This window comes from Rhodococcus sp. NPDC057529 (genome assembly GCF_042802055.1).
GTDB lineage: Bacteria > Actinomycetota > Actinomycetes > Mycobacteriales > Mycobacteriaceae > Rhodococcus_F.
This window is the reverse complement of the sequence record NZ_JBHVEY010000016.1, coordinates 102031-124936: the sequence shown is the minus strand read 5'-3', so window position 1 is coordinate 124936 and position 22906 is coordinate 102031. Positions and strand designations below refer to the sequence as shown.

At 65.4% G+C, this 22906-nt stretch carries 23 protein-coding genes and 1 pseudogene; 19 read left to right on the top strand and 5 right to left on the bottom strand.

The window, feature by feature from the left end; genetic code table 11:
- Window positions 1-79 precede the first annotated feature (79 nt).
- The gene (locus ACFU5V_RS28665) at window positions 80-1042 is read left to right on the top strand and encodes an SDR family NAD(P)-dependent oxidoreductase (protein ID WP_378703275.1); all 963 of its coding nucleotides are present in this window, start codon (window positions 80-82) and stop codon (window positions 1040-1042) included.
- A gap of 458 nt (window positions 1043-1500) precedes the next feature.
- On the opposite strand, the pseudogene ACFU5V_RS28660 reads toward ACFU5V_RS28665, so the two are convergent.
- Together ACFU5V_RS28660 and ACFU5V_RS28655 are read right to left on the bottom strand one after the other, a co-directional pair.
- A pseudogene (locus ACFU5V_RS28660) lies at window positions 1501-2896 on the bottom strand (IS1380 family transposase).
- Window positions 2897-3682: 786 nt separating this feature from the next.
- Window positions 3683-4432, bottom strand: coding sequence for an IclR family transcriptional regulator (locus ACFU5V_RS28655; protein ID WP_378703274.1), 750 nt, complete (start codon window positions 4430-4432; stop codon window positions 3683-3685).
- 260 nt (window positions 4433-4692) lie between these two features.
- On the opposite strand from ACFU5V_RS28655, the gene ACFU5V_RS28650 reads away from it, so the two are divergent.
- The 10 genes from ACFU5V_RS28650 to ACFU5V_RS28605 all read left to right on the top strand — a co-directional run bounded on the left by ACFU5V_RS28650 (window position 4693) and on the right by ACFU5V_RS28605 (window position 13192).
- Window positions 4693-5727 carry an NrtA/SsuA/CpmA family ABC transporter substrate-binding protein gene (locus ACFU5V_RS28650; RefSeq protein ID WP_378703273.1) on the top strand — a complete coding sequence of 345 codons (1035 nt, stop codon included), beginning with the start codon at window positions 4693-4695 and terminating at the stop codon, window positions 5725-5727.
- On the top strand, window positions 5724-6584 hold the full coding sequence (locus tag ACFU5V_RS28645; RefSeq protein ID WP_378703272.1) for an ABC transporter permease: 861 nt from the start codon (window positions 5724-5726) through the stop codon (window positions 6582-6584). The genes ACFU5V_RS28650 and ACFU5V_RS28645 overlap by 4 nt, the downstream gene beginning before the upstream one ends.
- Entirely contained in the window at window positions 6581-7387 is an 807-nt protein-coding gene (locus ACFU5V_RS28640) for an ABC transporter ATP-binding protein (protein WP_378703271.1), read from the top strand. The genes ACFU5V_RS28645 and ACFU5V_RS28640 overlap by 4 nt, the downstream gene beginning before the upstream one ends.
- Window positions 7384-8427, top strand: coding sequence for an ABC transporter substrate-binding protein (locus tag ACFU5V_RS28635; protein ID WP_378703270.1), 1044 nt, complete (start codon window positions 7384-7386; stop codon window positions 8425-8427). The genes ACFU5V_RS28640 and ACFU5V_RS28635 overlap by 4 nt, the downstream gene beginning before the upstream one ends.
- A complete protein-coding gene (locus tag ACFU5V_RS28630; protein WP_378703269.1) occupies window positions 8424-9527 on the top strand; it encodes an LLM class flavin-dependent oxidoreductase in 1104 nt (367 codons plus the stop codon). Before ACFU5V_RS28635 ends, ACFU5V_RS28630 begins: the two co-directional genes overlap by 4 nt.
- Window positions 9527-10681, top strand: coding sequence for an LLM class flavin-dependent oxidoreductase (locus ACFU5V_RS28625; protein WP_378703268.1), 1155 nt, complete (start codon window positions 9527-9529; stop codon window positions 10679-10681). Before ACFU5V_RS28630 ends, ACFU5V_RS28625 begins: the two co-directional genes overlap by 1 nt.
- The gene (locus ACFU5V_RS28620; RefSeq protein WP_378703267.1) at window positions 10678-11385 is read left to right on the top strand and encodes a class II aldolase/adducin family protein; all 708 of its coding nucleotides are present in this window, start codon (window positions 10678-10680) and stop codon (window positions 11383-11385) included. The genes ACFU5V_RS28625 and ACFU5V_RS28620 overlap by 4 nt, the downstream gene beginning before the upstream one ends.
- Window positions 11386-11437: 52 nt before the next feature.
- Entirely contained in the window at window positions 11438-12379 is a 942-nt protein-coding gene (locus ACFU5V_RS28615) for an ABC transporter substrate-binding protein (protein ID WP_378703266.1), read from the top strand.
- Window positions 12380-12501: 122 nt separating this feature from the next.
- The gene (locus ACFU5V_RS28610) at window positions 12502-12729 is read left to right on the top strand and encodes a hypothetical protein (RefSeq protein ID WP_378703265.1); all 228 of its coding nucleotides are present in this window, start codon (window positions 12502-12504) and stop codon (window positions 12727-12729) included.
- A 163-nt stretch (window positions 12730-12892) separates the two neighbouring features.
- Window positions 12893-13192, top strand: a complete 300-nt coding sequence (locus ACFU5V_RS28605) for a YegP family protein (RefSeq protein ID WP_378703264.1) — start codon at window positions 12893-12895, stop codon at window positions 13190-13192.
- Window positions 13193-13389: 197 nt separating this feature from the next.
- Here the strand turns inward: ACFU5V_RS28605 and ACFU5V_RS28600 are convergent, their stop codons facing one another.
- Window positions 13390-13887 carry an N-formylglutamate amidohydrolase gene (locus tag ACFU5V_RS28600; RefSeq protein ID WP_378703263.1) on the bottom strand — a complete coding sequence of 166 codons (498 nt, stop codon included), beginning with the start codon at window positions 13885-13887 and terminating at the stop codon, window positions 13390-13392.
- Window positions 13888-14102: 215 nt separating this feature from the next.
- Here ACFU5V_RS28600 and ACFU5V_RS28595 point away from each other — a divergent pair, with 215 nt between their 5' ends.
- The 6 genes from ACFU5V_RS28595 to ACFU5V_RS28570 all read left to right on the top strand — a co-directional run bounded on the left by ACFU5V_RS28595 (window position 14103) and on the right by ACFU5V_RS28570 (window position 18492).
- A complete protein-coding gene (locus ACFU5V_RS28595) occupies window positions 14103-14258 on the top strand; it encodes a hypothetical protein (RefSeq protein WP_378703262.1) in 156 nt (51 codons plus the stop codon).
- A gap of 138 nt (window positions 14259-14396) precedes the next feature.
- The gene (locus ACFU5V_RS28590; protein ID WP_378703261.1) at window positions 14397-14864 is read left to right on the top strand and encodes a hypothetical protein; all 468 of its coding nucleotides are present in this window, start codon (window positions 14397-14399) and stop codon (window positions 14862-14864) included.
- A 3-nt stretch (window positions 14865-14867) separates the two neighbouring features.
- On the top strand, window positions 14868-15881 hold the full coding sequence (locus ACFU5V_RS28585) for a zeta toxin family protein (protein ID WP_378703260.1): 1014 nt from the start codon (window positions 14868-14870) through the stop codon (window positions 15879-15881).
- 102 nt (window positions 15882-15983) lie between these two features.
- Entirely contained in the window at window positions 15984-16913 is a 930-nt protein-coding gene (locus tag ACFU5V_RS28580) for a hypothetical protein (protein ID WP_378703259.1), read from the top strand.
- Window positions 16910-17581, top strand: a complete 672-nt coding sequence (locus ACFU5V_RS28575) for a hypothetical protein (protein ID WP_378703258.1) — start codon at window positions 16910-16912, stop codon at window positions 17579-17581. The genes ACFU5V_RS28580 and ACFU5V_RS28575 overlap by 4 nt, the downstream gene beginning before the upstream one ends.
- The gene (locus ACFU5V_RS28570) at window positions 17578-18492 is read left to right on the top strand and encodes a hypothetical protein (RefSeq protein WP_378703257.1); all 915 of its coding nucleotides are present in this window, start codon (window positions 17578-17580) and stop codon (window positions 18490-18492) included. The genes ACFU5V_RS28575 and ACFU5V_RS28570 overlap by 4 nt, the downstream gene beginning before the upstream one ends.
- 160 nt (window positions 18493-18652) lie before the next feature.
- On the opposite strand, the gene ACFU5V_RS28565 is transcribed toward ACFU5V_RS28570, so the two are convergent.
- Window positions 18653-19816 (bottom strand): hypothetical protein, encoded by a 1164-nt coding sequence (locus tag ACFU5V_RS28565; RefSeq protein WP_378703256.1) that lies wholly within the window; start codon window positions 19814-19816, stop codon window positions 18653-18655.
- A gap of 19 nt (window positions 19817-19835) precedes the next feature.
- The gene (locus ACFU5V_RS28560) at window positions 19836-20273 is read right to left on the bottom strand and encodes a hypothetical protein (protein ID WP_378703255.1); all 438 of its coding nucleotides are present in this window, start codon (window positions 20271-20273) and stop codon (window positions 19836-19838) included.
- 292 nt (window positions 20274-20565) lie between these two features.
- Here ACFU5V_RS28560 and ACFU5V_RS28555 point away from each other — a divergent pair, with 292 nt between their 5' ends.
- Both ACFU5V_RS28555 and ACFU5V_RS28550 read left to right on the top strand, forming a co-directional pair.
- Window positions 20566-21645 carry a hypothetical protein gene (locus ACFU5V_RS28555; protein WP_378703254.1) on the top strand — a complete coding sequence of 360 codons (1080 nt, stop codon included), beginning with the start codon at window positions 20566-20568 and terminating at the stop codon, window positions 21643-21645.
- Entirely contained in the window at window positions 21642-22793 is a 1152-nt protein-coding gene (locus ACFU5V_RS28550; RefSeq protein WP_378703253.1) for a hypothetical protein, read from the top strand. The genes ACFU5V_RS28555 and ACFU5V_RS28550 overlap by 4 nt, the downstream gene beginning before the upstream one ends.
- Window positions 22794-22906: the final 113 nt, after the last annotated feature.

Below are 22906 nucleotides of genomic sequence, written 5' to 3'. Positions count from 1 at the left end.
GTCAAGTTACTTACCTCAGGTCGCACCAGCACCGAAGAATGACGCCCTATCAACGATCTTGAGAGCGAAGGATTGAGAAATGAGCTCAGCAAACGAACTTCGATTCGACGGACGCGTTGCCATCGTGACGGGTTCAGGCCGAGGAATTGGTCGGGAGTACGCCCTGAGTCTGGCTGAGCGAGGCGCATCGGTTGTCGTGAACGACGTCGGATGCGAACTCGACGGCACTGGCAGCTCAGACATATTTGCGAAGTCGGTAGCGGATGAGATTGTGGCCCGTGGCGGCACGGCTGTAGCCAACGGCGCATCGGTAGCCAGCCGAGACGGGGCTGCATCCATCGTCAGCGACGCAATCGCCAACTTCGGCCGCTTGGATGTGGTCGTCAACAACGCGGGGATCCTTCACCCGGTGATTCCGTTCGCCAAGACTCCGACCGAGTGGTTCCAGGAGGAACTCGGCGTTCATCTCCTCGGCCCTGTCAACGTCCTGCAGGCTGCGCGGCATCATATGGTCCAAGCCCGTTACGGGCGAATCGTGAATGTCTGCTCTGGCGCGATGTTCGGCTGGGCTCAGAACGCTGCTTACGCTGCCGCGAAGGCCGCCGTGTACTCGCTGACCCGGTCTCTGGCCGCCGAGGGCGCAGAAGCTGGAATCTCGGTGAACGCAGTCGCACCTGGCGCCTGGACTCGAATGACTGGCGAGCTCAACACCGACGAGGACGAGGCTTGGAGCCCCGAAATCGAAGCATTCATGAATTTCGAGGCAGAGTACGCACAGCCCGCTAAGGTCGCTCCGGCCGTCGTCTACATGGCGCACGAGTCGTGTGATTTTACCGGCCAAGTGCTCACCTCCACTGCTGGCCTGGTCGCCAAGTGGGTACTCGGCGAAGTGTCGGGTTACACGAACCACGACATCACTGCCGAAGCCGTCCGCGACAATATCGGTCAGGTCTTCAAGCAGACGCAGTTGCATGAGCACGGGGACCTCATGGACGTGCTCGACCACGTAATGAAGTCGGCTCCAAATGCAGGCTCAAGCTGATACGAGTCTAGGTTCGTAGGTTTGATGTTCTCCTGGGACGGACTCACTTTTAGGAGTTCTGTATCGGCGACTTACCGCGGACACCGCAGATGGGATCTCCCCTCCTATGAGTCTTCAGTTATTGCGGCACAGTGGATCTGACAGTATGCGGATAGTTTAGCCGGAGGGTGACTACGGGCGCGGGCTTCTTCGTCGGCGTACGACTGAAGCAGCGGTCGGTGCAATGGGCAACACTGGTAGCTCGACGGGGCCACACTCCGCACCAAGCGACATCCCCAATCTGTATCCGGCTTCTTAGCCTCAATCCGTGGATCGGTGATCTCCGTGATTGTCGGGTCGATCTATTTGGTGATGCCGATGGGCGACTGTGTTCGGGGCGTGGCTGATCCGCTGACCGGGTTGTCAGCTTATCCACGTTCGTGTTCCTGGGTCGGGGCCGTGTGGCCGGGGTGTCGGAGTCAGGCCGCTTGTGGTGGTTCGTAGTCGATGATGTTGTCCCAGAGGGTTGTCCAGTCGACTTGTCGCGGCCAGTGAGCTGGAAGGTGGAGCACGGGTTTGCGTGCAGGCCGGGCGAATCGTGCGGGAACGTTGACCAGGCGCCGGCGCAGCGTGACCCCGCGGGCCACGGCGTGACGGCTGCCGGCGAGGGTGCCGGCAGCGCGCAGCAGGTTGTGGGTGATCGCGGCGCAGAGCACCCAGGCGCTGTTCGCGCCGAAACGACCGGAGGGGATGTGAGCGAGCGGTCCGTCGATCAGGTCCGCGAACACCGTTTCCACGATCGCGTGTTTACGGTGCGTGATGTCAGCCTCGACAGTCGGCAGGTCGGAATTGGTGAAGAACGGGTGATACCGCCAGACCGGGAACAACGCATCCGGGTAGTTCGCGTCCTTGACCCGGCGCACGATCAGGCGGGCGGTGACCTGATGCCGGCCCGAGAACGCGGTGTACGAGGTCTCGGCGACCTCGGCGTCGGAGATCAACTCCCCGGTATCGGGGTCGGTCACCGCGCCGGGATAGTGCACCGGCACCCACTCCCGCTCGTCGATGCTCTCCATCGCCCGGGTGATCCGCGGATTCCGGGTCATCACCAGGGAGAACTCGATACCGGCGGCGACCGCGGCACCGACGACGAACTTGTTGCCGAACGCCGAATCCCCGCGGACCATGATCTTGCCCGTCGCCCCGCAGGCGCGGGCGGTGGTGATCGCCGAGCGCAGCTGGGATGCGGCGCCACGCCCGGAGCCTGTCTTGCCGGCCCGCAGCCGCATCTGAAGCGATCACCGGCGCCGCCTGCGCGGTGGACAGGGTCGTGACCAGCGGCGACAGTCCCTTGCGGAGCAGGGCGCGGCCGGCGATCTTCGCGTGCCCGTAGGACGCTCCTTGTTTCTGGTGTCCATAGACCGGGCGCAGCAGCGAGTCGATGTCGAGGAACGCCCGCTCCTCGATGCCGGGCAGCAGGGGTGTGCGGGCGGCGAGGGCGATCAGGTGTCGGCGCAGCACCGCCCCGAGCTGCAGGGAGTGCCTGAAGGTGAACTCGCGCAGGACTATCCCTAGTGTCGACGGTGCGTAGATCTGGTCGAACAGGGCGGGTATCCCACCGGCCCGGAGCAGGTTCATGTCGTCGATGACGTCCGCTCCGACGCACATCCCGGCGATGATCGAGGTCAGTTTCCCGACCGGGTTCGCCGCACCCGAGGCCACCCGCGTGGAGGTGAGGTCGACATGGGCGTCGATCAGCTCCGACAGGCCGGCCTGTTCGGCGAGTGCGAGGACCGGGACCAACCCTGCCGCCGACACGAGATTGTATTCGTCGAACACCGCGGATCCAGCTGTGAACGTGTGCGATGATTGCACTGAAAGTGCCCTTCCGTATGTGGACAATTGTGACGTGAGAATCTTGATTGTCTCACTACGGGAGGCGCTTTCGTTATTCACACGCCGTTACGGCCGGCGTAGTCTCCACGGATCCAGGCTTAGGGGCGGGGTTGGCGACACAACAGTCTTCGTGAACAACGAGGGCGACTTTCCCATACGGCGACCGTCTGTTCGCTCAATAGGACGCAATCGCCGAGACGATCGAGGCCAACCTCACCAGGCCTCTCCACCTCACCCGCGCCCTCGTCCCAGCTTTACGAGCCGCGAAAGGACCTTTGGGTCAAAATCGGCTCGGTTCTCAGCCGGTTCGCGGTCGACAAGACACTCGGCCTGTCCAAGGTGGTCTCTGGATGGCAGCCAACGCGCTTCGACTCGAACTCGCCACCGGCCAGGGTCCAGGTCGGTGTCCGAGCGGATCTGGCTGCGCCTGCATCCCTGGAACAGCCGGCACAGGGGCAGGTCCGCAATCAGCAGCTCACCGGTATCAAGCCAGTACTCGGACCCAGGGGTGCCGACGCACTACGTCGTTGACATGAAGAGGTGCATCAACTGCGCATGCCCGGCAGACACCGGGGAGAGTAATCGGCTGCAGTCGGCTCCGACGCAGATCCGTTCCGATGTCAGTGGTTTCGGGACGCAGGCTGCACAGTGTTGCGAGGAGTTCGGATAAATCCGAGGTGGCTGTCGGTGTGCATGATGCAGTCTCGGCGTCACCCATGGGCGCCGTGGAAGGCCTCGTGTCCGAGCCCTCTGAGCGCGGTCGCTTCAGAGCAGGACTGCGGCGATCTCGTCGGCGGTGACGCGGGCGAGGTCGACGAAGAATGGAATGCGCGCGTCGATCATGAGTTCGGTGGGCCCGCGCAGGCCGAGCGCGAAACGCACAACTCCGTCGGAGTCGCGGATCGGCAGTCCGATCGTGCGGAAGTCGGGAGTCAATTCCTCGTCGTTGAACCCGTATCCGCGTTCGCGGGTGCGGACGAGTTCTTCCCGGATACCTGCCACGTCGGTGATGGCGCGTGGTGTGGTCGCCACTCGGGGCAGTGACGCGATGTCTTCGTCGTCGGTGTCGGACCACGCGAGGAAGACCTTGCCGAGAGCGCTGGCGTGCAGCGGCAGCCGCACCCCTTGCAGTACGTGTCCGTCCGTCTCCCTCCAGCGGCTGAATCCCAGGAGGACGACGTCGTGGCCGTGTCGCATGGCGAGCGAGGCGGACGCACCTGTCGTCGCGGCCAGCTGCTCGAGGTAGGGCTCGGATAGATAGATGCGGTGCTGGCGGTAGGAGATCTGACCGTAAGCGGCCAGCGCGCTGCCGAGCCGGTAGCGGTTGGACGTCTTGTCCTTGTCGAGAAAGCCGGCATCGACCAACGATTGGAGTAGGCGGTGGGTGGTGCTCACGGCCAGGTCCTGACGCTTGGCGATCTCCGAGACGCCCAGCTCTTCACCTCCGCCGAAGCAGGTGAGCATCGTCAGTGCCCGTGTCACCGTCTGCACTCCCGTGGCACGTGAGTCGGTCACGAGCAGTCCTTCCTGTGGGGGCCGATCGGCCGAATGCGGGGGCGTTCTCATACCCGGATGCTGGAGACCCTACTTTCCATTAACTGGAAAATGAAGGCCCGGTTCAACCGGGATTGTCGGGGAAAACTCGGCGAACTGCGTTTCTGTACGTTGTCAAGGTTTCCGATCTGTAGAAAACAAACCGGAGGAATTCGGACGCGGAGAACATAGCGTCAACGGTCGTCACACCTGACGATTCGTCCGTTGAAGGAGCTACCCACATGTCCCGCATTCGCCGCCTGCCACGAGCCGCCGCAGCGCTCGCCCTGATCCCGCTCGCCGGGTTGGCGGTGGCGTGTGGATCCTCCGATTCGCCGGCAGGTGCCAGTTCCGGCGCCGAGTTCACGCTGAAGGTCTTCGATCCGGGCAACTCCGGCGCGATCGCCGTTGGCAAGCGTGACGGAACCTATGACGAGGCGTTGGCGCCTCTGGGCGCGAAGATCGAATGGGTCAAGACCACACCGGGATTCAGTTCCAACCTGAAACTCTTCAACACCGGTGAACTCGACATCCAGACCGGCGCTTACAGTCCCGTGGTCGGTGCCCTCTCCAAGGATGTCGGTGTCCGCATCTTCGCCACGTCCGACCCCTATAACAAGGATCAGGCGGGCATCATCGCCAGACCGGAGTCCGGGATCACGTCGGTGGCGGATCTGCCCGGCAAGCGGATCGCGGTCAACCCGGCCGGTAAGGGTGAGTACATCACCCTGAAGGCCTTGACTCAGGCCGGAATTTCTGTGGACTCCGTCGAGCGTGTGCCGCTGCAGCAGGCGGATGCCGCGTCGGCGTTCTCCACCGGTCAGGTCGACGCCTGGGCGTCATTTTTGATCCCGTACCAGGAGGCGAAGGCGAAGGGCGCGGTCGAGATCGCCACCGAGGCGAGCATCGGTTCGGTGGACAGCACCATCATCGCCGGCCGGACGAAGGTTCTCGAGGAGCATCCTGACGTGGTCGAGAAGTTTCTCGAAGTGACGCAGCAGCTGACGGAGAAGCAGCAGCAGGATCCGGCCGCATTCGAGAACGTCTTCGAGAAGACCGGCCCCAGAGCCCTGTCGGGTCAGCGACTCGACGACGCGATTGCGCTCGGTGGCCAGATCACGAACTTCCGGTACCCGACCGCAGCCGATGCCCTCGACCTGGAATCCATCTCGGCGCTCTTCGCCGAGAACGGTGTGATCCAACAGCCCCTGAAGGGCAGTGACGTGATCTTCGATCTCCCGGCGGCGCTCGAGACCACCTCGGCCGAGGGCAAGTGACTTCGGTGGTGACCCTGTCGAGTTCGGTGCGCGGCGACGCGCCTGCGGCGCCGAAACTCGAGACACCCCGCTATCGCCGAACCCGTGAGCGGCCTCGATGGATCTCGATCCCCCTGCGCTTCCTCGTACCCGCCCTGCTCGTCGCCGCCTGGTCGATCGGGTCGTCGTCGGGGCTGTTGAGCCCGGAGATCCTCGCCGGGCCGCCCGCGGTGTGGCAGGCGTTCGTGGAGCTGTATCAGTCGGGTCAGTTGCTCGACTTCGGCCTCGCGTCGCTGCAGCGGGCCGCACTGGGTGTGGGGTGCGGTGTCCTGATCGGGCTCGTCCTCGGGGTGTTGTCCGGCCTCTCCGCACTCGGGGAGGAGTTGATCGACTCGACGATGCAGATCAACCGCGCCGTACCCTTCCTGGCGCTCGTTCCGCTGTTCATCGCCTGGTTCGGTATCGACGAATCGTTCAAGGTTGTCCTCATCACGGTCGCCACCCTCGCCCCGATGTACGCGTACACCTACCTCGGAGTGCGCGGGGTCGACCGCAAGATGGTCGAGGCCGCCCGCGGGTTCGGGCTCACCGGCTGGCGACTGGTCTTCGGCGCAATCCTGCCGACCGCACTACCGGGGGTATTGATGGGTCTGCGAATCTGCCTGTCGCTGAGCATCACCGGACTGATCGCGGCAGAGCAGGTGGGTACCCGGGAAGGGATCGGCTACCTCGTGACGCTCGCGCAGGAGTACAACCGCACCGACTACATGGTCCTGTGCATCGTCATGTACGCAATCCTCGGCCTGGTCTTCGACGCGGTGGTTCGTGTGATCGAGAAATTCGCGATGCCGTGGCGGCAGCTGTCGGTGACCCGATGAGCGCCGCAGAGGCACCGTTGCCACCGTTGGCGCCGCGCGAACGCACCGCGACGACCGCGGCGGAACGACGCACCGGATCACCCCTGGCGGTGTCGCTGTCGGGAGTGCGGAAGTCGTTCGGCGACAAGACCGTACTCTCCGGGATCGACCTCGAGATCACTCGTGGCGAGTTCGTCGTCCTGCTCGGCCCGAGCGGCACCGGAAAGACGACCTTGCTGCGACTGCTCTCGGGACTCGAACCGCCGGACGGCGGCGACGTCCTGGTCCCCAGGCAACGCACGGTCGTGTACCAGGAGCCGAGGCTGATCCCGTCCAAGCGGGTGCTGGCGAATGTGTCGGTGGGGCAGAAGCGGGCACAGCGCACCCGCGACAACGCGCGGCGCGCGCTGGCCGAGGTGAACCTCGCGGACAAGGACCGTGCGTGGCCCGCCACCCTCTCCGGTGGCGAAGCGCAGCGGGTCGCGCTCGCCCGCGCCCTCGTTCGGGAACCGGAACTGCTGCTGCTGGACGAGCCGTTCGCGGCGCTGGACGCCCTCACGCGGCTGCAGATGCAAGATCTCGTCGGTGACCTCGTCGCCCGGCACCGCCCCGCCGTTCTGCTCGTCACCCACGACGTGGACGAAGCCGTCCGGCTGGCCGACCGGGTCCTGATCCTCGACAACGGCGGCTTCGCGGTGGATGTCGACATCGACCTCCCGCGCCCGCGGGACCGCAACGACCCCGAGGCGCTGCGCTACCGAGCGACCTTCCTCGCCCAGCTGGGCGTAGGTCGCCCATCCTCTACCAGACAGGACATTTCATGACGGTGACAACTGGCAGTGCCATCGACACGCTCTGGTACACCCGCTGCCCGGTGCCCACCGCGAGCGGCCTCGCGAACAACCTCGGGTGGCTGGGGCGCACCGCGGAGACGGCCGGGGTGCAATTCGGTGTGCTGCAGGACGCGGGCCCCGAACTGGCAGTACGGCATTTCGATCACCAGCTGCCGGGCCTGATCCGTGAAGGCGGCAACGTCCCCGCTCTTGCCGCGCGGGCGGAAGGATCCCCGACCCGGCTGATCGGTCTCACCTGGATCGACGAGGCCCAGGCCATCGTGGTGCGCGGCGAAGCGGACGTCCGCGACGCCACCGGACTGCGAGGACTCCGCATCGGGATCCCCGCCTGGGCCGCCGATCGTGCACGCAGCTTCCCGCGCGCCATGGCGCTGCACGGCCTTGCCTCCGCTCTGCGACTCGGCGGTCTCACCTTCGCCGACGTGCACCTCGTCGAGGTCCCGACGACGCCGGCCCCGCAGGTACGCACCGCCAATCCCGATCGCAACACCACCTGGGGCGTCGAGCCGTTGCTGGCCGGTGACGTCGACGCGATCTACGTCAAGGGCGCCCGGGCGCAGGAGGTGGCACGAGAGCACGGACTGGCGGTGGCCGTGGACCTCGATTCCACCGACACCCTCCGCGACCGGGTCAACAACGGAACCCCGCGACCGGTCACCGTGCACCAAGACCTTCTCGAGCAGCGGCCTGACATCGTGATCGGGCTTCTCGCCGAGAGTCTGCGCGCCGCCGACTGGGCGGCCGCGAACGTAGAACAGGTACGTGCGGTGTTCCAGACCGAAACCCAGTCCGGACCCGAAGGCGTCGTCGCCGCATACGGCGAGAACTTTCACACGGGCCTTCACCTGAGCCTGTCCGACGAACGGGTGGATCTGCTGGGGGTGCAGAAGCAGTTCCTCTACGCCCACGGCTTCCTCGCCCACGATTTCGACCTCGCCTCGTGGGTCGCGCACGAACCGCTCCGGCAGGCCCGCGCCCAGCTCGACGCCGAGACGGCGGCAGCGCAGTGACCGACTTCTACTGGGAACTACCGACCCGCGGTGACGGACGCAGGGTCGCCACCGAACTCGGCACCCGCGGTGGTTTCGGGGTCGGGACCCCACACAGCGTCGCCACCGATCTGCGCCCCGGCAGATTCGGCCCCTTCGACGAACTCGCCCAGGTGATCCACGCCGCGGAACTGTCGGGCGTCGACGGTGTGGTCGCGGGATACGACCCGTCGGGCGAGGAATCCTGGATCGTGGCCGCGGCCGCACTCCGCCAGACACGCCACGCACGGGTCGCCGTGGAATTCCACCCCGGCTTCGGAACCCCGGTCTACGCGTCGAAGATGTCGGCCACTTTGCAACGGCTGTCGGGTGGACGACTGGAGTGGCGCCTCGCGGTGGAGACCGATCCCGCAGACGCGCGCTCGCGCGGCGATCGGGTCACCGGCCGCGACCGCTACGCCCGCGCCGCCGAATTCCTCACCGTCGCCCGCGGGGTGTGGAACGACGAGGAGATCCTTCCCGGCGGCTTCGGAGGCACCGGGTACGAGTTCGCAGGCGACTACTACGACGTGATCGACGGCGGCTTCCGCGGCATCCTGTCCGGACTGCCGTTCCCCGTCGTTCATCTCACCGGGGACTCCGAGGACGCCCTCGCGTTGTCGGCCCGCCACGGTGACGTGCATCAGTTCGCGCTGACCGAATCCGGCTTCGAGGGTCCCGCGCAGACCCTGGCAGCCCTGGCACGTGAGCACGGGCGATCGGTGCGAACGCTGCTGCGGGTACCGGTCATCGCGCGGGAGACATCCGACGAGGCGTGGGCACGCGTCGAGCGCCTGTGGCGGGAAGTCCACCCCGGCCCCGGCATCGACGATCCCCGCGCCCTCGACCGGGGCGAGTCCCGGTGGGCGGGCTTCGACCGCCTCGGCCACCCGCAGAGCACCGGACTCGTCGGCAGCTACGAGGACGTCGCACGGCAACTGTCGTCGCTGCGCCAGCGCGGCGCCGACGGCTTCGTCCTGGTCGGACGCCCGCACATCGAGGAACTCCACCGCACGGGTGAGCACCTTCTGCATCTGGTCGATCCCACCGGACGCACCCTCGCCACACAGGAGGCGCACTGATGAGCATCGACTTCTACTGGCGCATCGGGATGGAAGGGGATCACGCGTCGTTGCGCACACCGCGGCGCTACAACCGCGGCGACGCCGGTGGGCACCGACCCGGCAATATCGCTCCGGCGATTCGGGGCGGGGAACTCGACGGCTACGGGTACATCGACCACATGGCCGCGGTGGCGAAGGCGTCCGAGTCGGCCGGCTTCCTGGGCGGTCTGCTGCCGTCCTTCCCGATGACGGAAGACCCCTGGGCAACCGCGGCCGCGCTGGCCGCCGAGACCACCACGTACCGATTCATGGTCGCCTTCCAGCCCGGGTTCCTGCACCCGGTGCAGGCGGCCCGGATGTCCGCGAGCCTGCAACGCGCCACCGGAGGCCGGCTGGTCTACAACATCATCAGCGGCGGCGGTGGTGCCCCTCAGCTGTGGTGGGGAGACAAAGTCGATCACGACGACCGCTACGCCCGCACGTCCGAGTTCCTCGACGTCCTCCGAGGGGTCTGGGACGGAGAGCCATTCGACTTCGACGGTCGGTTCTTCCGCACCGACGGTGCCGCTCTGGCTCCTGGTCTGGCCGGACAGCCGTTCCCCGAGGTGTACTTCTCCGGCTCGTCCGCGGCCGCCGTCGCCGCCGCGGGCACGCACTCGGACTACTACCTGTCCTGGCTCGAGCCGTACGCAGACCTGCGGAAAAAATTCGACGGCGTACGAGAGCAGTCCGCGAAACTCGGGCGCACCCCCAAGTTTGCTGTGCGGATCGACATCGTGGCCCGCCACACAGAAGAAGCGGCCTGGGCGGAGATCGAGAAGGGCTGGGCCTTCGTCGACAAGGATGCCGCAAACCGGGCAGCGCAGGGCGATTCCGTCGGGGCGGCTCGCATCAAGGGCTGGGTACCCGAACACATCACCGGCTACCGGGACCTCGAAGTCCAGCCCAACGTCTGGTGCGGCTTCAGCCTGATCCGAGGTGGCCCCGCATTCGGCCTGGTCGGCAGTTACGAGCAGGTCGCCGAACGTCTCGACGAACTACGCGAACTCGGCGTGGACGCCTTCATCCTCGCCGGAAATCCCCACCTCGAGGAGGCGTACCGCGTCGGCGAAGAAGTACTGCCCCTGCTGCAACGCACATCACCCATCACTTCCGGACAGGACCTGCTGTGACTACCACCGAGAACCGACTGGACCCGCAGATCGCCACGTTCGTCGAGGCCGCGCGCAGCGACGCCGACAAGGCGGTCGCCGTCTTCCGGAGCACCGGGACCGTGTCGGCCAACGGCACGGTCAACTTCGTCGAACGCGTCCCCGGCACCGAGATCGCTGTCGCGCTCAACGACCCCGGTCCGTGGGCAGACGATCCGAGTGTCTCACCAGTGGTCGCGACGTTCGACGGTGAGGTGCTCTCGGGCAACGGCTCTGCGGGATTCGTCACCGGTTACGCCACTGTCTTTCGGCAGCACCCCGAGATCACCAGCGTCGTGCACATTCACACCCCGTGGTTGGGCGGGTGGGCGCAGACCCACCGCACGCTGCCGATCAGGTACGCGGCCTCGCAGCGCCTGACGCTCTCCCGCGAGATTCCGCCCCACATCGACCGGTCGCGATCGGCGGGCGAGTTCATTCTCGAACGCCTGCAACACGACCCGGATCTGGTGGCCGTCTTCGAAGCGAATGGCGGGGTCAACGTTCTCGGCCGGAGCGGACTGCTCGACCTCGCGAAGTTCGTCGTACTACTCGAGGAAGGCGCCCAGTTCCAGGCGATCGCGGAATCGCTCGGCGGGTCCGTCGAATTCGATCCGTCGAATCTCGCGGTGCAGTGGGGGCGCTCGGGTCTCGCCGACGAGGCACGCCGCCGCGGCCTCATCTAACTCACTCGTCCCCACACTCTCACAGACAACCAAAACAGAACAGGTAGAGATCATGACAGTGCGCGTCGGATACTTCCCGCACAACAATTCGCTCTTCGTGCTCCGGCACACCGGAATACTCGAACGCCGGCTACCGGACATCGAATGGGTCGACCTTCGCGAACTCCCGTCGAAGCCGTCCGTCGATCCCGTCAATGCCCTGCCGACCCTGCATTCCGACTGGCTGTTCGACGACGGCGGATACGACGTCATCGGCACCGGCTTCACCCCGCCGATCACCGGCCTGGCCCACGGCCGTGACCTCGTCTACATCGGCATCTCCGGTCCCCGCGTCGAGAACGGTCGCCTCGTCGTGACGGCGGACTCGGGCATCGAGTCCGTCGTCGATCTGCGGGGGAAACGGGTCGGTATCGCCCATGGGTCCTGGCAGACCACGCTGCTGCTGTTCGCACTCGACCGGGTAGGACTGACATGGTCCGACATCGTGCCCGTCGACACGGACGTGCGCGGCGGCGGAGCCGACCTCCTCAGCGGTGCCATCGACGCGTGGGTCGGCGCCTACCCGGGACTGACGGACATCGAAGCGGACACCGAGCTGCGCACCCTCGTCGAGACCGAGGGCCTCTTCAGTCATCCGTCACTGTGGTTCACCCGCCGAGACTTCGCGGAGAACAACGCGGAGCAACTGCGCGCAATCATCGAGGCGTTGCAGGAATCGGACGAATGGATCGAGCGCAATCCCCGCGCGGCCGCGCAGTACTTCGTCGACGACGTGGAGCGGCGAGGTGGCACAGCAAGTCTCGACGCGTGGGAGGCTGCGCTGCGCGGACGACCCTTCGGCATCAACCCGGTCACCGACGAATTCCTGGACGAACAGCAACGCGCCGCCGACCTGCTGCTGTCGAACGGGTTGCTTACACGACCGATTCAGGTGCGTGACGCCGTGGTTCCGTGGATCGGCGAGTTCGTCGGCACCGCACGCTCCACCGTCTAGGAAGCTCGCGGCATGGGTGCCGGGCGGCGACCTCGCCCGGCACCTCACGTGGCATGAGGCTCAAACCCGCATGAGGCGGCCGACCGACGAGACCTGCGCGGGCAAATTTCGATCCGATCTACATGAAGATCGTGCACTGCGCGCGGATCACGCGGTTGCTGCACACCGCCGACTGCGATCGCCTCATCGATGACACCGTCGGCGAACGGTCGCGGCCGAGCAACTTGTGTCAGCCAATGGCGGTGCGGGTTCTGTTGGGGGACAGCCAAGCGCAGCTCCCGCCAACGATGGATATCAGCTGGCAGGGGCGCTACACGGTCAACCTGCACGTAGTGACGAGCGGCGCATGAGTGATCTTCGCGAGCCGCAGTGGGGAAGTCCAGGGATTGTGATCCACACAATCACACTATTTTCGAACTTGTTGATGAGGTGGCCCGATCTCCACTGCGGTGCTTTCTGCCCGGCCACGGTAGAGACCAAGGCCGAACACATCGCCTGAACTGCGAAGATGACATGTCCCCGGGTGTGGTCAGGCGCGTCGCCGTAATGATAGTTCCGCCGCCGGTGGGGATTGATGGGTTTACCGTGAGGGGCGGTGTCTGCGACCGGCGTGGGCTCACACGGAGGAGGGGCGCGAGGACTGCGAAGTTCGAGCTTTTCAAGGACGCGGCCGGCAAGTTCCGGTTTCACCTGAAGGGCAGCCAATGGGGAGATCATCGCGACCAGGGGTACACCTCGAAGGCGGCGGCACAGAACGGGATTGCGTCGATCAAGGACAATGCCGCCTCCGCTCCCACTGAGGATTTGACCTGACCCGAGGTGCGGCCGGCGGGGGTGGGGAGGGTACGCGGCTTGGGACGTCGTCGCCCGGGGTGAAGGCGGCCGCACGAAAACCATGATTGCAGTCGGCGATCCGGAACGTCCTCGCTCGCAGGCTTTCCTGATGGCCTCGAGCGACCTTGTGCGGTCGAGTTGGGTCGGCGCCGCGGTATCTGGTTTCTGCCGTGGGGTCAGACCGTGGTGGGAATGGTGATCTCGGCTCTGCCGTCGAGGCCAGGTAGTAGGTAGTGCGGGCAGGTGACCAGCTGCCGCGGCACGGGTATCGGCTGCCGGTCGGTGTCGAGGTAGAGGCGGTAGGTGAGCTGCCCGCGCCGGTGGGTGCCGGTGTTTGGGTCGACGGCGCCGAGGAAGTAGCCGTGCGCGGCGCCGGCGGTGGAAAAGATCGCTCGCGCCCATTCAGCAGGTTTGGCGGGCGGCAGATACCGTGGCCCGCCGTTCGCCGCGTCGACGATGTGCACGATGACCGCGACCACGAAGCCGACCGCAGCGGGGAACCACTGTTCGGCGGCGACATCGAACCGGGTGATGGATGTGTGAATCCGCAGTTCGATGTCCGTTCCGGTGTGGGCCGGTACCGCGAGGATGTGGGGAGCCGCTGAGGTGTCGTCGGTGGCCAGGGACGGCAGCGCGGCGTCGGTGTTGAGGTTGCTGCCGGGGCGCACGGACATAGGGCGAACAGTACGGGCCGCACACACCCGGCCGGCCGGACGACCGGTGATCCGTCCGGTCGAGGACTGGTTCGCAGGGCGGGGCATCTGACCTGCGGTGACAGCATGTCCTCCGAAGCAGAATTTGGCCCACAATGCCGTGCTGCCGGCGTTCTTCTCGACGCCAACAAGGCAGCACGATTTTGATCGCAACCGGCTCGGGGCAGGATGGGTCCGTGAGCGACCGCACCGCAGCCGACCTCGAACGTGAACTCGCCATGCTCGCCGAGGTACGCGACCGCCTCCGGGCATCGGAGGACGCAGACTTCCGGATCCCCACCACCGCGGTCGATCAGGTGCTCGACGAGCTCAACAGTCTCGAACCACTGTAGTGGGATCCGACCTGATTCCTTCCGTGCGGATTGGCGAGGGGCCGCCCGCCCACGAGTCTCGGGGTGCCTGCTTGGTCGCGGCGGGCTTTACGGCCTGGAACTGCGGGTATAAGATTACTTATAGAGGAGGTGCGGGTTATGACGATCATGATGGACCGGGACCGGTTGTTCTCCAGCATGGCTGAAAACCGGGCACGTGAGGTGGTCGCGCATATCGGATTCCTCCGCAACCTACGGCAACTGTACGAGGGGGGGGTCACCCAGACCCGGCTGGCGCAGGTCAACGGCGTCAGCCAGCCGGCGATCAGCCAGATGCTCCAGCGCGCCCGCATCGAGGCCCCGGATGTTCGTCCCGGCACCCACGGAGGCACCGCCTATGAGGTCGCCGCCCGGTGCGCGGCCGGAGAGATCAATCCGGCGACGATGCGTGCAGAACTGATCGGCTGGAAGTACGACAGGCCCCTAGCGTCGAGCGGCTACCCCGATGTGGATGACGTCCGGCCCCAGACGGAGGGCGGCTTCAACCACCAGGTCGGCCGCGCGCTCACCCACGGCTTCCTCACCGATGAGGACTACGACCTGATCCTCGACGCACTGGCCGACTGACCTGTGCCGACCCCTGAAGTAGAGGATCGCCGTGCCTTCCTCGCCTCACTGTCCGCACCGGGGGGCCCGCTGACGATCGACACCCCGCACGCCACGATCAACGACCGCCGGTACTTCCGCCGGATCAAGGGTGACCCGATCCCCACCCGGGCACGGTTGCGGCTGCACGAGCGGATCCTCACGGACTGGCGCAGCTCCCGTACGCAGGTCCGCCGGGACCGGGTGTCCATCCTGATGGCAGGCCCGCCCGGCGCCGGCAAATCCGCCGCCCAAGCCCACCTGGTGGGGGAGCACCCCCAGGGGTGGCGGCATCTGGACGCGGACGAGTTCAAACTCCGCCTCCTCACGGCGACCGTCGCGGACGGCTCGCTGCAGCAACTGCTGCCCGACGAGCTTCGGGCAAAGCCGGGGCAGACGAGCCGGTTCTATCCGAACGAGCTGTCCGCGCTGGTGCACATCGAATCGAATATTCTGCTCGAAACGGCCGTCGCACACTCGCTGTCGGTGGGGGAGAACGTGATCATCGACGGCACCATGGCCTGGAAGCCATGGGCAACCGAACTGGTCACCCGCCTCGAGCGGGAGCACTACACAATCCACATCGCCGACGTCGAAGCCTCCCAAGAGATTGCCGCCGCCCGAATCGTGCACCGATGGCAGCAGGGCCTCACTGCCGCCCTGAATGCCTCTGGAGACGACCCGGCGTCCCGGATGGGTGGGCGGTGGCTCCCGATCTCGGCCGTCGACCGGCTTTTCACCGACAAGCGGCTCCCCGACGGCAAACCGCTCCACGGCAGGTCCGTCAGCGAGGTCAACGCCCGTGAGGTCAGCGAGGAATCGCCGGCCGTCACCCGCTACGACCTGTACCGCACCTTTGCGGTGGACCGGGGACCGGAGCACATCGAGCGCCGGGAACGCACCGACGGTGGGCGGCTCGAACGCACCTGGACCGCAAGAACTACACGGGCCGGCGAAGTACCGGATTGTGCCGAGGAGCGTGAAACAGGCCGCACATGACTGGCCGAGCGGCTCATGGCACCGGCTGGACAGATGATTTCAGCCGATTGCACGCCCCGACCTATGCAACTGAAACACTGCCGAACCGAGGAGACCCAAGCCATGTCTGAAACACCGACCAGCGCGTGCCGCCCTCCGAATACGGCAGCATCTCCCTCGTCCGCGGCGGCGGTCGCGCGCCGCATCCCGGGTAAGGCCAAAGCTCACGCGGAGGCGCTCCATGACTACGAAGCGCTCAATGCCCGCCGCCGCGCACAAATTCCTTCAGCGCTGTGGCCGTTCTGGGCGCCCGCCCCCGACGAGCTGTACCGATGGCGAGTCCAGCTCACCTGCGGGTGTATCCGCGAAGTCCTCACACACGGCGATAAGGACCTTCCTGCCGAGGGGCGCTATCCCGACCCCGTGCACAACAGTTATCTACCACTGGGGCAGATGTGGTGTCGGCACGAGGATGCAACACACGAGCAGTATCAAGACATCATCGAGTGGGGAGCGCGACGCGAGCACACGTTTCCGGCGGATCCTTTGGAACCACTCCACGACATCGACGCAGAGACATGGAAAAAGATCCGTCATGACGAGCCACGTTCCTCGGCGTTCTGGACCGTGACTCTCGCCTGTGGACATGCCACGGAAGTGGTCAGCGAGCTTCAGTGGCAACCATCGGACGGACCCACAACGGTCAGTGCAAAACGGCAACGCGACATGACCGATGAGTTCGAACAACTGTGGGCAATGGACCCGGACAACGATAGTGACCGCGACCGCGAACACACGAGAAGGCAATTGGCGGCCGGGTGGCCGAGGCCGGCACCGGAGCGGCTCTGCTATACATGCCCCCACGTCCGGACCATCGTGACCTACCAGGGAGTCGATTGGCTCCTTCCGCGCAAGAAGTCGCACAAGGAAAAGGCAGAGTCGCGGCCATCGCGAAAGAAGATCGAAGAGCGCCTCGCGAAAGCACAGGCGGAGATGAAAGCACTCCAAGATCAACTCGCTGCGTTCGACCAACAGGGTCTGAGTACTGAATGATCGGCGAAGCGCAACTACCACTCCCGGCTCGCGGCGGAGAACTCACCCACCTCGCCGCGGCAGCTCGAAAGACAGGATGGACGACGGGATCCGGAACGCTGTCGATGATCAGGGCCGAAGCCGGGCGACTTGGTTGGATTGAAATTGCGACCCGTCACGGCGACCCTACTGTCTCCATGCTTCGCCCTCTGGATGCGCAGCACGCGCACCCACGTTCGTTGAGTGCAGTCTACGGCCTGGGGGCGCAACCTCTGCACACGGACGGCGCCCACCTTCGGCGCCCCCCGGACATCGTCGTGCTCCACACCGAAACGCCGAATAGCACCCCCACCCTGCTTTGGGCGCCGATCGATCGACCTTCCCATCTCGTCGATGCGATGTTCACTGTCCACGGTGGAAGCGACCGGTTTCTCACCACTGCCTATACCTACAAGGACGGGTTGCGCTACGACCCAGGATGCATGGCTCCCTGCAATCAGCGCGGCAGGATCGCAGAACGCTATTTCAGCGACTGCGCCCACCACGCAGTTCAACACCGTTGGACCATGCACAATCAGTTCCTCGTGATCGACAACCAGCGGGCACTTCATGCACGCGCAGTCGTCGCTGAAAGAGACACCGGCCGAGTATTGACAAGGATCGCATTCCAGACGGGAGCACATCGATGAGCGACGCCTACGACGAACAGGCGCTGTGGATGAAGGCAAAGTTGTTCCTCAGCCACGCAATGGACGACGATGAGCCGCGCGATTTCGACGAACGGGGGCTGTGGGCATCTCTGGCTCTCGAACTTCTGGCCAAGGCGGCATTGGCTCGAGTGTCTCCCGTTTTGATCGCATCACCCTCCGAAGACGGTACCAATTTGCTCATCGCGAGTGGCCTGGTGGACGGTGATGCACGTTTTACCTCGGTCGCGGCACACACGCTCATGAGTCGGTCCAGCAAAGCATTTCGCCCCTTCGACGAAAAGGAAGCGGGTGCTATCATGCGAGCGAGGAACAACTATCTGCATGGTGGGGCGGCCGCATTCACGAAGATTCCCGCTGACGCATGGTGGCCACGGTTCTGGGCTCAAGCCATCATCCTTGTACACGCACAAGACAAGGATCTCGAAGATCTGGTGGGCCTTGATCGGGTCAGCGTCGTGGAGAACCACCTCACACAGAACAAGAAGAATATCGAGCACCGGGTCGAAATGCTGATCTCACGAGCCAAACAGAGACTGGCGCAATATCAGTCGGGCAACTTGTCGTCGAAGGTCGCCGCTGAATGGACGAAGCCTGTGCACCTCACCGCAGGGCTGTCGCATAGCGGCGAAGGCACCTGTCCCGCCTGCGGTGACACCGGCACGCTCGAAGGTGAGGACGTTCTCACAACAGAAACCAAGTACGAACAACTCAGCGAGGAAGACTACGACGTCTGGGTCGATCTAACGATATCGGCCGACTACTTCAGCTGCCCAACCTGCCGTCTAATCCTTGACAGCTGGGAACTCATCTCGGCAGCTGGTCTAGAAGACGAGTTCTCCGGAACCGGCGACTACGGCGACTACATGGAGCCCGAATACGGAAACGATTAATCTCAAGCGCGCCACCACCTCGACACTGCGTATGGACTCACGGATGCCCGACCAAGCGCTTCTCCGCCGTGCCCGGTGTGCTTCGCGGTATCCCGCAGGCAGGACGTGGTTCGCTGGTTCCCCAGCAAATAAGGGCCACGTCCGGACGGCAGTGAACTGTTCACGCTGACTGTCCGTCGGCGCCGTCGATTTCCGCGGAATCAGGGATCCCCGACGTCGCTCGTTGGGCGGACAAGTCGGCCTGTGCATCTTTGATCCACCGTTTCGCTTGCTCGCGGTGCGTCCTATCCTGAGGTGACAGACGGAGCTGACGGTTTCCCGATTCTCGCTCCTTCACTCGGTCGACGTAGCCCTGGATCGCCCACCACACCCGCGGCTCAGTGTCAGGTCCTTCTGCTCCGATCGGCCCGTAGACCGAGTAGCCAGAGACTGTTCGTACGTTCCACATCAACTCGATTTCGGGTAGCAGGTCATCGACGAGATGGCGATCTTCCTCGGCAAGACACTGTTCCAACGGGTATTCGCTGTCTCCCCAAACGTCACGAGCCACATCGACTTCGTAGCCGATTTCCCGAGCGAGGGAGGGCGGCAGTGCGGCCACGAGAAGTTGAACGCGCAGCTTCATGCCCGCGGCTGTCGGATCCTGCTTGTACGCGGAGTACGCGTCCCCGAGTTGCAACAACAGCCGAAGGTACTCGTCGCGGTCGGCGACGGCCCGTTGCCTGTCCCAGGCCTGGGCGGTGGCACTGCGTTGCTCACGTTCTCTACGGGCTGCTGCCCCCGCTTGCGAGGGCTGCAGTACCTCGACCCAGGTACGCCGCTCAGACTCGTTCTCGGGCACCCACGTAACCGCGATCTCGACTCCGTGCTGGCTGAAGCTGGGGATCGCATCGAACGAGCGCGCTTCGCCAGGCGCGATCGTCACAGGACCTTCGGTCTGGGTGACAAACCGCAGATGGAAGAAGTTGCCGTCCAGCTTCACGTCGGTCGAGGTGACAGTCCCGACGTTCCGGAGCACATACCGGTCGGCGTTCGGGTGCGATTCAAGCGCCCAACCGTGCCGGCGACGCTTTTCCTGGAGTTCGGAGATGGTCAGATTCTGGTGCGCAGCATCCGCTGACCGGCGGGACTGCAACATCGCGAACGTGGCAACAACGACGGCGGTGACAGCGACAAGAGGACTCGCCCAGTCCTTGGCTGTAGTCGGTGACCGCAGCAACGCGATCGACCACAGCACGAACATGCTCGTGATCAACGCCGCTGATGACCATCCATACACCTTTGCCGGCACCGCGTAGAAGAGACGCTTGAGATGAGAAGTCACTTCAGCATTATCGAGCGACCTAGCCGAGCCCGGCGGATCGGGTGATCACGGACGACACGACGTCGACAAAGAGGTCTCGACCTACACCCCCGATTCCGTCACGGAGCTTTGTTAGCTTCGAGCCGCGCTCGGAGTTTTCGGGCTCGTCGATCTCTGCTAGAGCGTCAACAATCTGTTCGGCCAACGCAGCTGCCGTCGGCCAGGCTCCAACGGCCCGGCGTGCGTGGCCGGTCGGTGCACCGATGAGCTGGACGCCGTCCGCATCGGCGTTGAACATCGAGAAGTACGGAGGCTGCTCGTGCACGAGGGCAAACAGCGCGGCCCCAAACTCAGCCAAATCAATTTCTCCGGCCGCCGCGATCCTGTGGGGCAGGTCGCTCGGAACATTGTGTGCCTCGAAGTACTCGACAACTGCACGCAGCGCAGGGAGGTCCCGTCCAAACCAAGTGTCATCCATAAGCGAGAGCATCACATATCCGGAAGCCACCGCACACAGCGCGTCGGTCAGTTGGTTTGTTGTCCGTTGCGGTGCCAGTCCGCGGTACCCGAGCACGTCCGTTCGAGCACATCGATGATGAAGCGGATCGGAAAGGCGGGGGCATCCGGCCGTCCGCCGTCCCTGTCATTCGAGTGAATGACACTGAGGTGCAGTCGGACTGACTCATCACCGTGGTCCGAGGGTGTCTTGGCCGCGGTGTCGGGCCGATCAGCGATACTGGCCCTTCTGGATGGGTGGGAAGGGGGTGGTCATGCCCGCGAGTGATGGTGATCCGGTCGGGGCGTTGGAGTGGTCGGAGTCGGTGGCGTTGGCGGCGATGCAGGTGTCGTTGATGCAGTCGGATATCGATGCGACGAAGTCCGGCAAGTCCGTGGCCGTCAAGGAAGCGGTGCTCAGTGATGCGGTGGCGGGCTTCCGCCGGGTGGCGGCGGAGGATCGGCGCGACCGCCCGGAGTGGTTGACCGCGCTGTTGGTGGACATGGACACCCTGGAGACCGGGGCGGACGTCATTGCCGACCAGGGTCGGCGTCTTCCGCGATGCTTCGGGTCGCGGGAGCGGTCGTTGCTGGTGCTTGTCGACCTCATCTTGTTCGATCCGTGGCCGCCGAAAGCCTCCTGGCATACCGCGACCCGCCGCACGGCTCTCGAGGCGTTGGTGGACGAGTTCCCGCACCTGGACCGGGCGGATCTGGATCGGATGCGGGACGAGCACACACTGCTGCTCCGGCGGCTGCGGCGTAAGAGTGTGCACTGGGGGAAGGTGGCCGTCATCGGTGCGGCCGGACTGGCAGCAGGAGTGGCGACCGGTGGGTGGGCGGCACCGGCGATCGGCGCCGCGATCGGCAGCGCCGCCGGATTGACCGGGGCAGCCGCGACCTCTGCAGGGTTGGCCACCCTCGGTGGCGGCGCGATCGCCGCCGGCGGTTTCGGCATCGCCGGCGGCACCGCCCTGGTGACCGGCCTCGGTGGCATCGCCGGAGCCGGCGTCGCCGCGGCCGGGGCCCGCTGGACACCGTGGACGACCGGTCAGATGGTGGCGGAGGCGATACGCCTGGATCTGATCGCACGGTGTGTGCTGATCGAGGCGGAGAACCAGGACGAGAAGCAACGCCGCGTCGTCCTGAGTCTGCAGGAGCGGCTCGAGAAGGTCACCGCCGACGGTGAGCGACTCCTGGACCGGATCCGGGAACTCTCACGTGAGAACGCACGCCTGACCGCGGAGAACAAGGAACTGCGCGAAGAACTGCGCAGACAGCACGCGGACGCGAAACGGGCCGAGGGGGCACTCGAAGTCATCCTGGACCGTCTCCCGGAAACCGCCGCGCCATGAGCAGCATGGACGACAGTCTCGACCGGAACCTCGACACCCTCAGCCGCCGCCTCGCCGAACTGGAATCGGCCACCGACACCGCCCTGGCCGGCGGGATTCCGGACCGGCTGCAGCAGAACGACATTACCGAGTATCTCTCGTATGCGGAGCTGACGGCCGCCAATGACCGGCTCCGGGCCCGGCGTGGCTGGACGGATGTCGACCTCGACGCCGCACTCACCCCCGAGCAGCGGGCCGGTTTCGACCGGTGGCGGGCCCGGCAGCGCATCCGGTGGGACCGCGAGGACGTGCTCGCGGTCGGGTTCGCGACCGTGCTCGGGGTGGTGGCGGTGTGGTACGACACCGCCGTCGACGGAGCGGTCGCCCGCGGGCTGGGTGCCACGAGGAAGACCGGGTGGATGCGCGGGTGGGAGCGGGCCGGTAAGAGGTTGCCGATCGACTACACCGGTCCCGGGTTCGGCGGCCGCGCGCACCGGGTCCGCTCCCCGGGACACGATCTGGGCCGGCCGTTCGAGGCGCTGCGGCAGATCCGGGCGGGCGAGTTCCGCGGCGTCCGCTGGGATTACGGCACCAAACACGACGTCACCGTCGGGGGCCGGTTTCGGGAGGTCGACTCGCTCCCGGAGGCACTCGTCCTCTGGGCCCAGCACCTGGCGGCGGACGTGGTGACCCCGATGAGCCTGCCGATGCCCGGCTCCTCCTGGCTGTACGAGCTCGACAACCGGACACTGCGCACGTTCGCGCACGAGGTGTACCTGGGAACTTCGGCGGGCAACGGGCTGAACGTGCGATCCGGGATACTGACACCCTCGCTCAGCGTGATCACCACCGAGGTCATTCTCCGCACCCATGTGCATGCCCGGGCGTACGCGTCCACCGGCAGCGCCCGCCTCGACGAGCGGGAACAGGCACGGCGTAACGAGCTGCTCCTCGCAGCGCACTCGCTGGTCGGTCTCGCGTCGGCGGGGAAGACGCTGGCGCGGATGATCGTCCTCGATGATCGGAAGGGTATGGCGTTGCGCCACGTGAGCGTTCCGGTGCTGCTCCGCTTGGGATGTCTGGCGGTCCAGGTCGCGCACGATCGCAGGGCCCGCAGCAAGGCAGCGGCTCAAGACTGGGACGACCTGGCGGCCAATTTGCTGGAGTAGGCCGCGAAACCGCGACCCACCAGCACCATCGACCCGCTGCGACGAACCTCAACCCCGTGCACCCCAGGATTTTCCCGGCTCCCAGTAGATAGGACATCAAGTGCAATGGCGAC

What these genes read in the sequence shown, in the direction of transcription:
- ACFU5V_RS28665 (WP_378703275.1), top strand. Translation starts at nt 80, where the DNA reads ATGAGCTCAGCAAACGAACTTCGATTCGACGGACGCGTTGCCATCGTG.
- ACFU5V_RS28650 (WP_378703273.1), top strand. Translation starts at nt 4,693, where the DNA reads ATGTCCCGCATTCGCCGCCTGCCACGAGCCGCCGCAGCGCTCGCCCTG.
- ACFU5V_RS28640 (WP_378703271.1), top strand. Translation starts at nt 6,581, where the DNA reads ATGAGCGCCGCAGAGGCACCGTTGCCACCGTTGGCGCCGCGCGAACGC.
- ACFU5V_RS28635 (WP_378703270.1), top strand. Translation starts at nt 7,384, where the DNA reads ATGACGGTGACAACTGGCAGTGCCATCGACACGCTCTGGTACACCCGC.
- ACFU5V_RS28625 (WP_378703268.1), top strand. Translation starts at nt 9,527, where the DNA reads ATGAGCATCGACTTCTACTGGCGCATCGGGATGGAAGGGGATCACGCG.
- ACFU5V_RS28615 (WP_378703266.1), top strand. Translation starts at nt 11,438, where the DNA reads ATGACAGTGCGCGTCGGATACTTCCCGCACAACAATTCGCTCTTCGTG.
- ACFU5V_RS28610 (WP_378703265.1), top strand. Translation starts at nt 12,502, where the DNA reads ATGAAGATCGTGCACTGCGCGCGGATCACGCGGTTGCTGCACACCGCC.
- ACFU5V_RS28605 (WP_378703264.1), top strand. Translation starts at nt 12,893, where the DNA reads ATGTCCCCGGGTGTGGTCAGGCGCGTCGCCGTAATGATAGTTCCGCCG.
- ACFU5V_RS28600 (WP_378703263.1), bottom strand. Translation starts at nt 13,887, where the DNA reads ATGTCCGTGCGCCCCGGCAGCAACCTCAACACCGACGCCGCGCTGCCG.
- ACFU5V_RS28590 (WP_378703261.1), top strand. Translation starts at nt 14,397, where the DNA reads ATGACGATCATGATGGACCGGGACCGGTTGTTCTCCAGCATGGCTGAA.
- ACFU5V_RS28580 (WP_378703259.1), top strand. Translation starts at nt 15,984, where the DNA reads ATGTCTGAAACACCGACCAGCGCGTGCCGCCCTCCGAATACGGCAGCA.
- ACFU5V_RS28575 (WP_378703258.1), top strand. Translation starts at nt 16,910, where the DNA reads ATGATCGGCGAAGCGCAACTACCACTCCCGGCTCGCGGCGGAGAACTC.
- ACFU5V_RS28570 (WP_378703257.1), top strand. Translation starts at nt 17,578, where the DNA reads ATGAGCGACGCCTACGACGAACAGGCGCTGTGGATGAAGGCAAAGTTG.
- ACFU5V_RS28560 (WP_378703255.1), bottom strand. Translation starts at nt 20,273, where the DNA reads ATGGATGACACTTGGTTTGGACGGGACCTCCCTGCGCTGCGTGCAGTT.
- ACFU5V_RS28555 (WP_378703254.1), top strand. Translation starts at nt 20,566, where the DNA reads ATGCCCGCGAGTGATGGTGATCCGGTCGGGGCGTTGGAGTGGTCGGAG.
- ACFU5V_RS28550 (WP_378703253.1), top strand. Translation starts at nt 21,642, where the DNA reads ATGAGCAGCATGGACGACAGTCTCGACCGGAACCTCGACACCCTCAGC.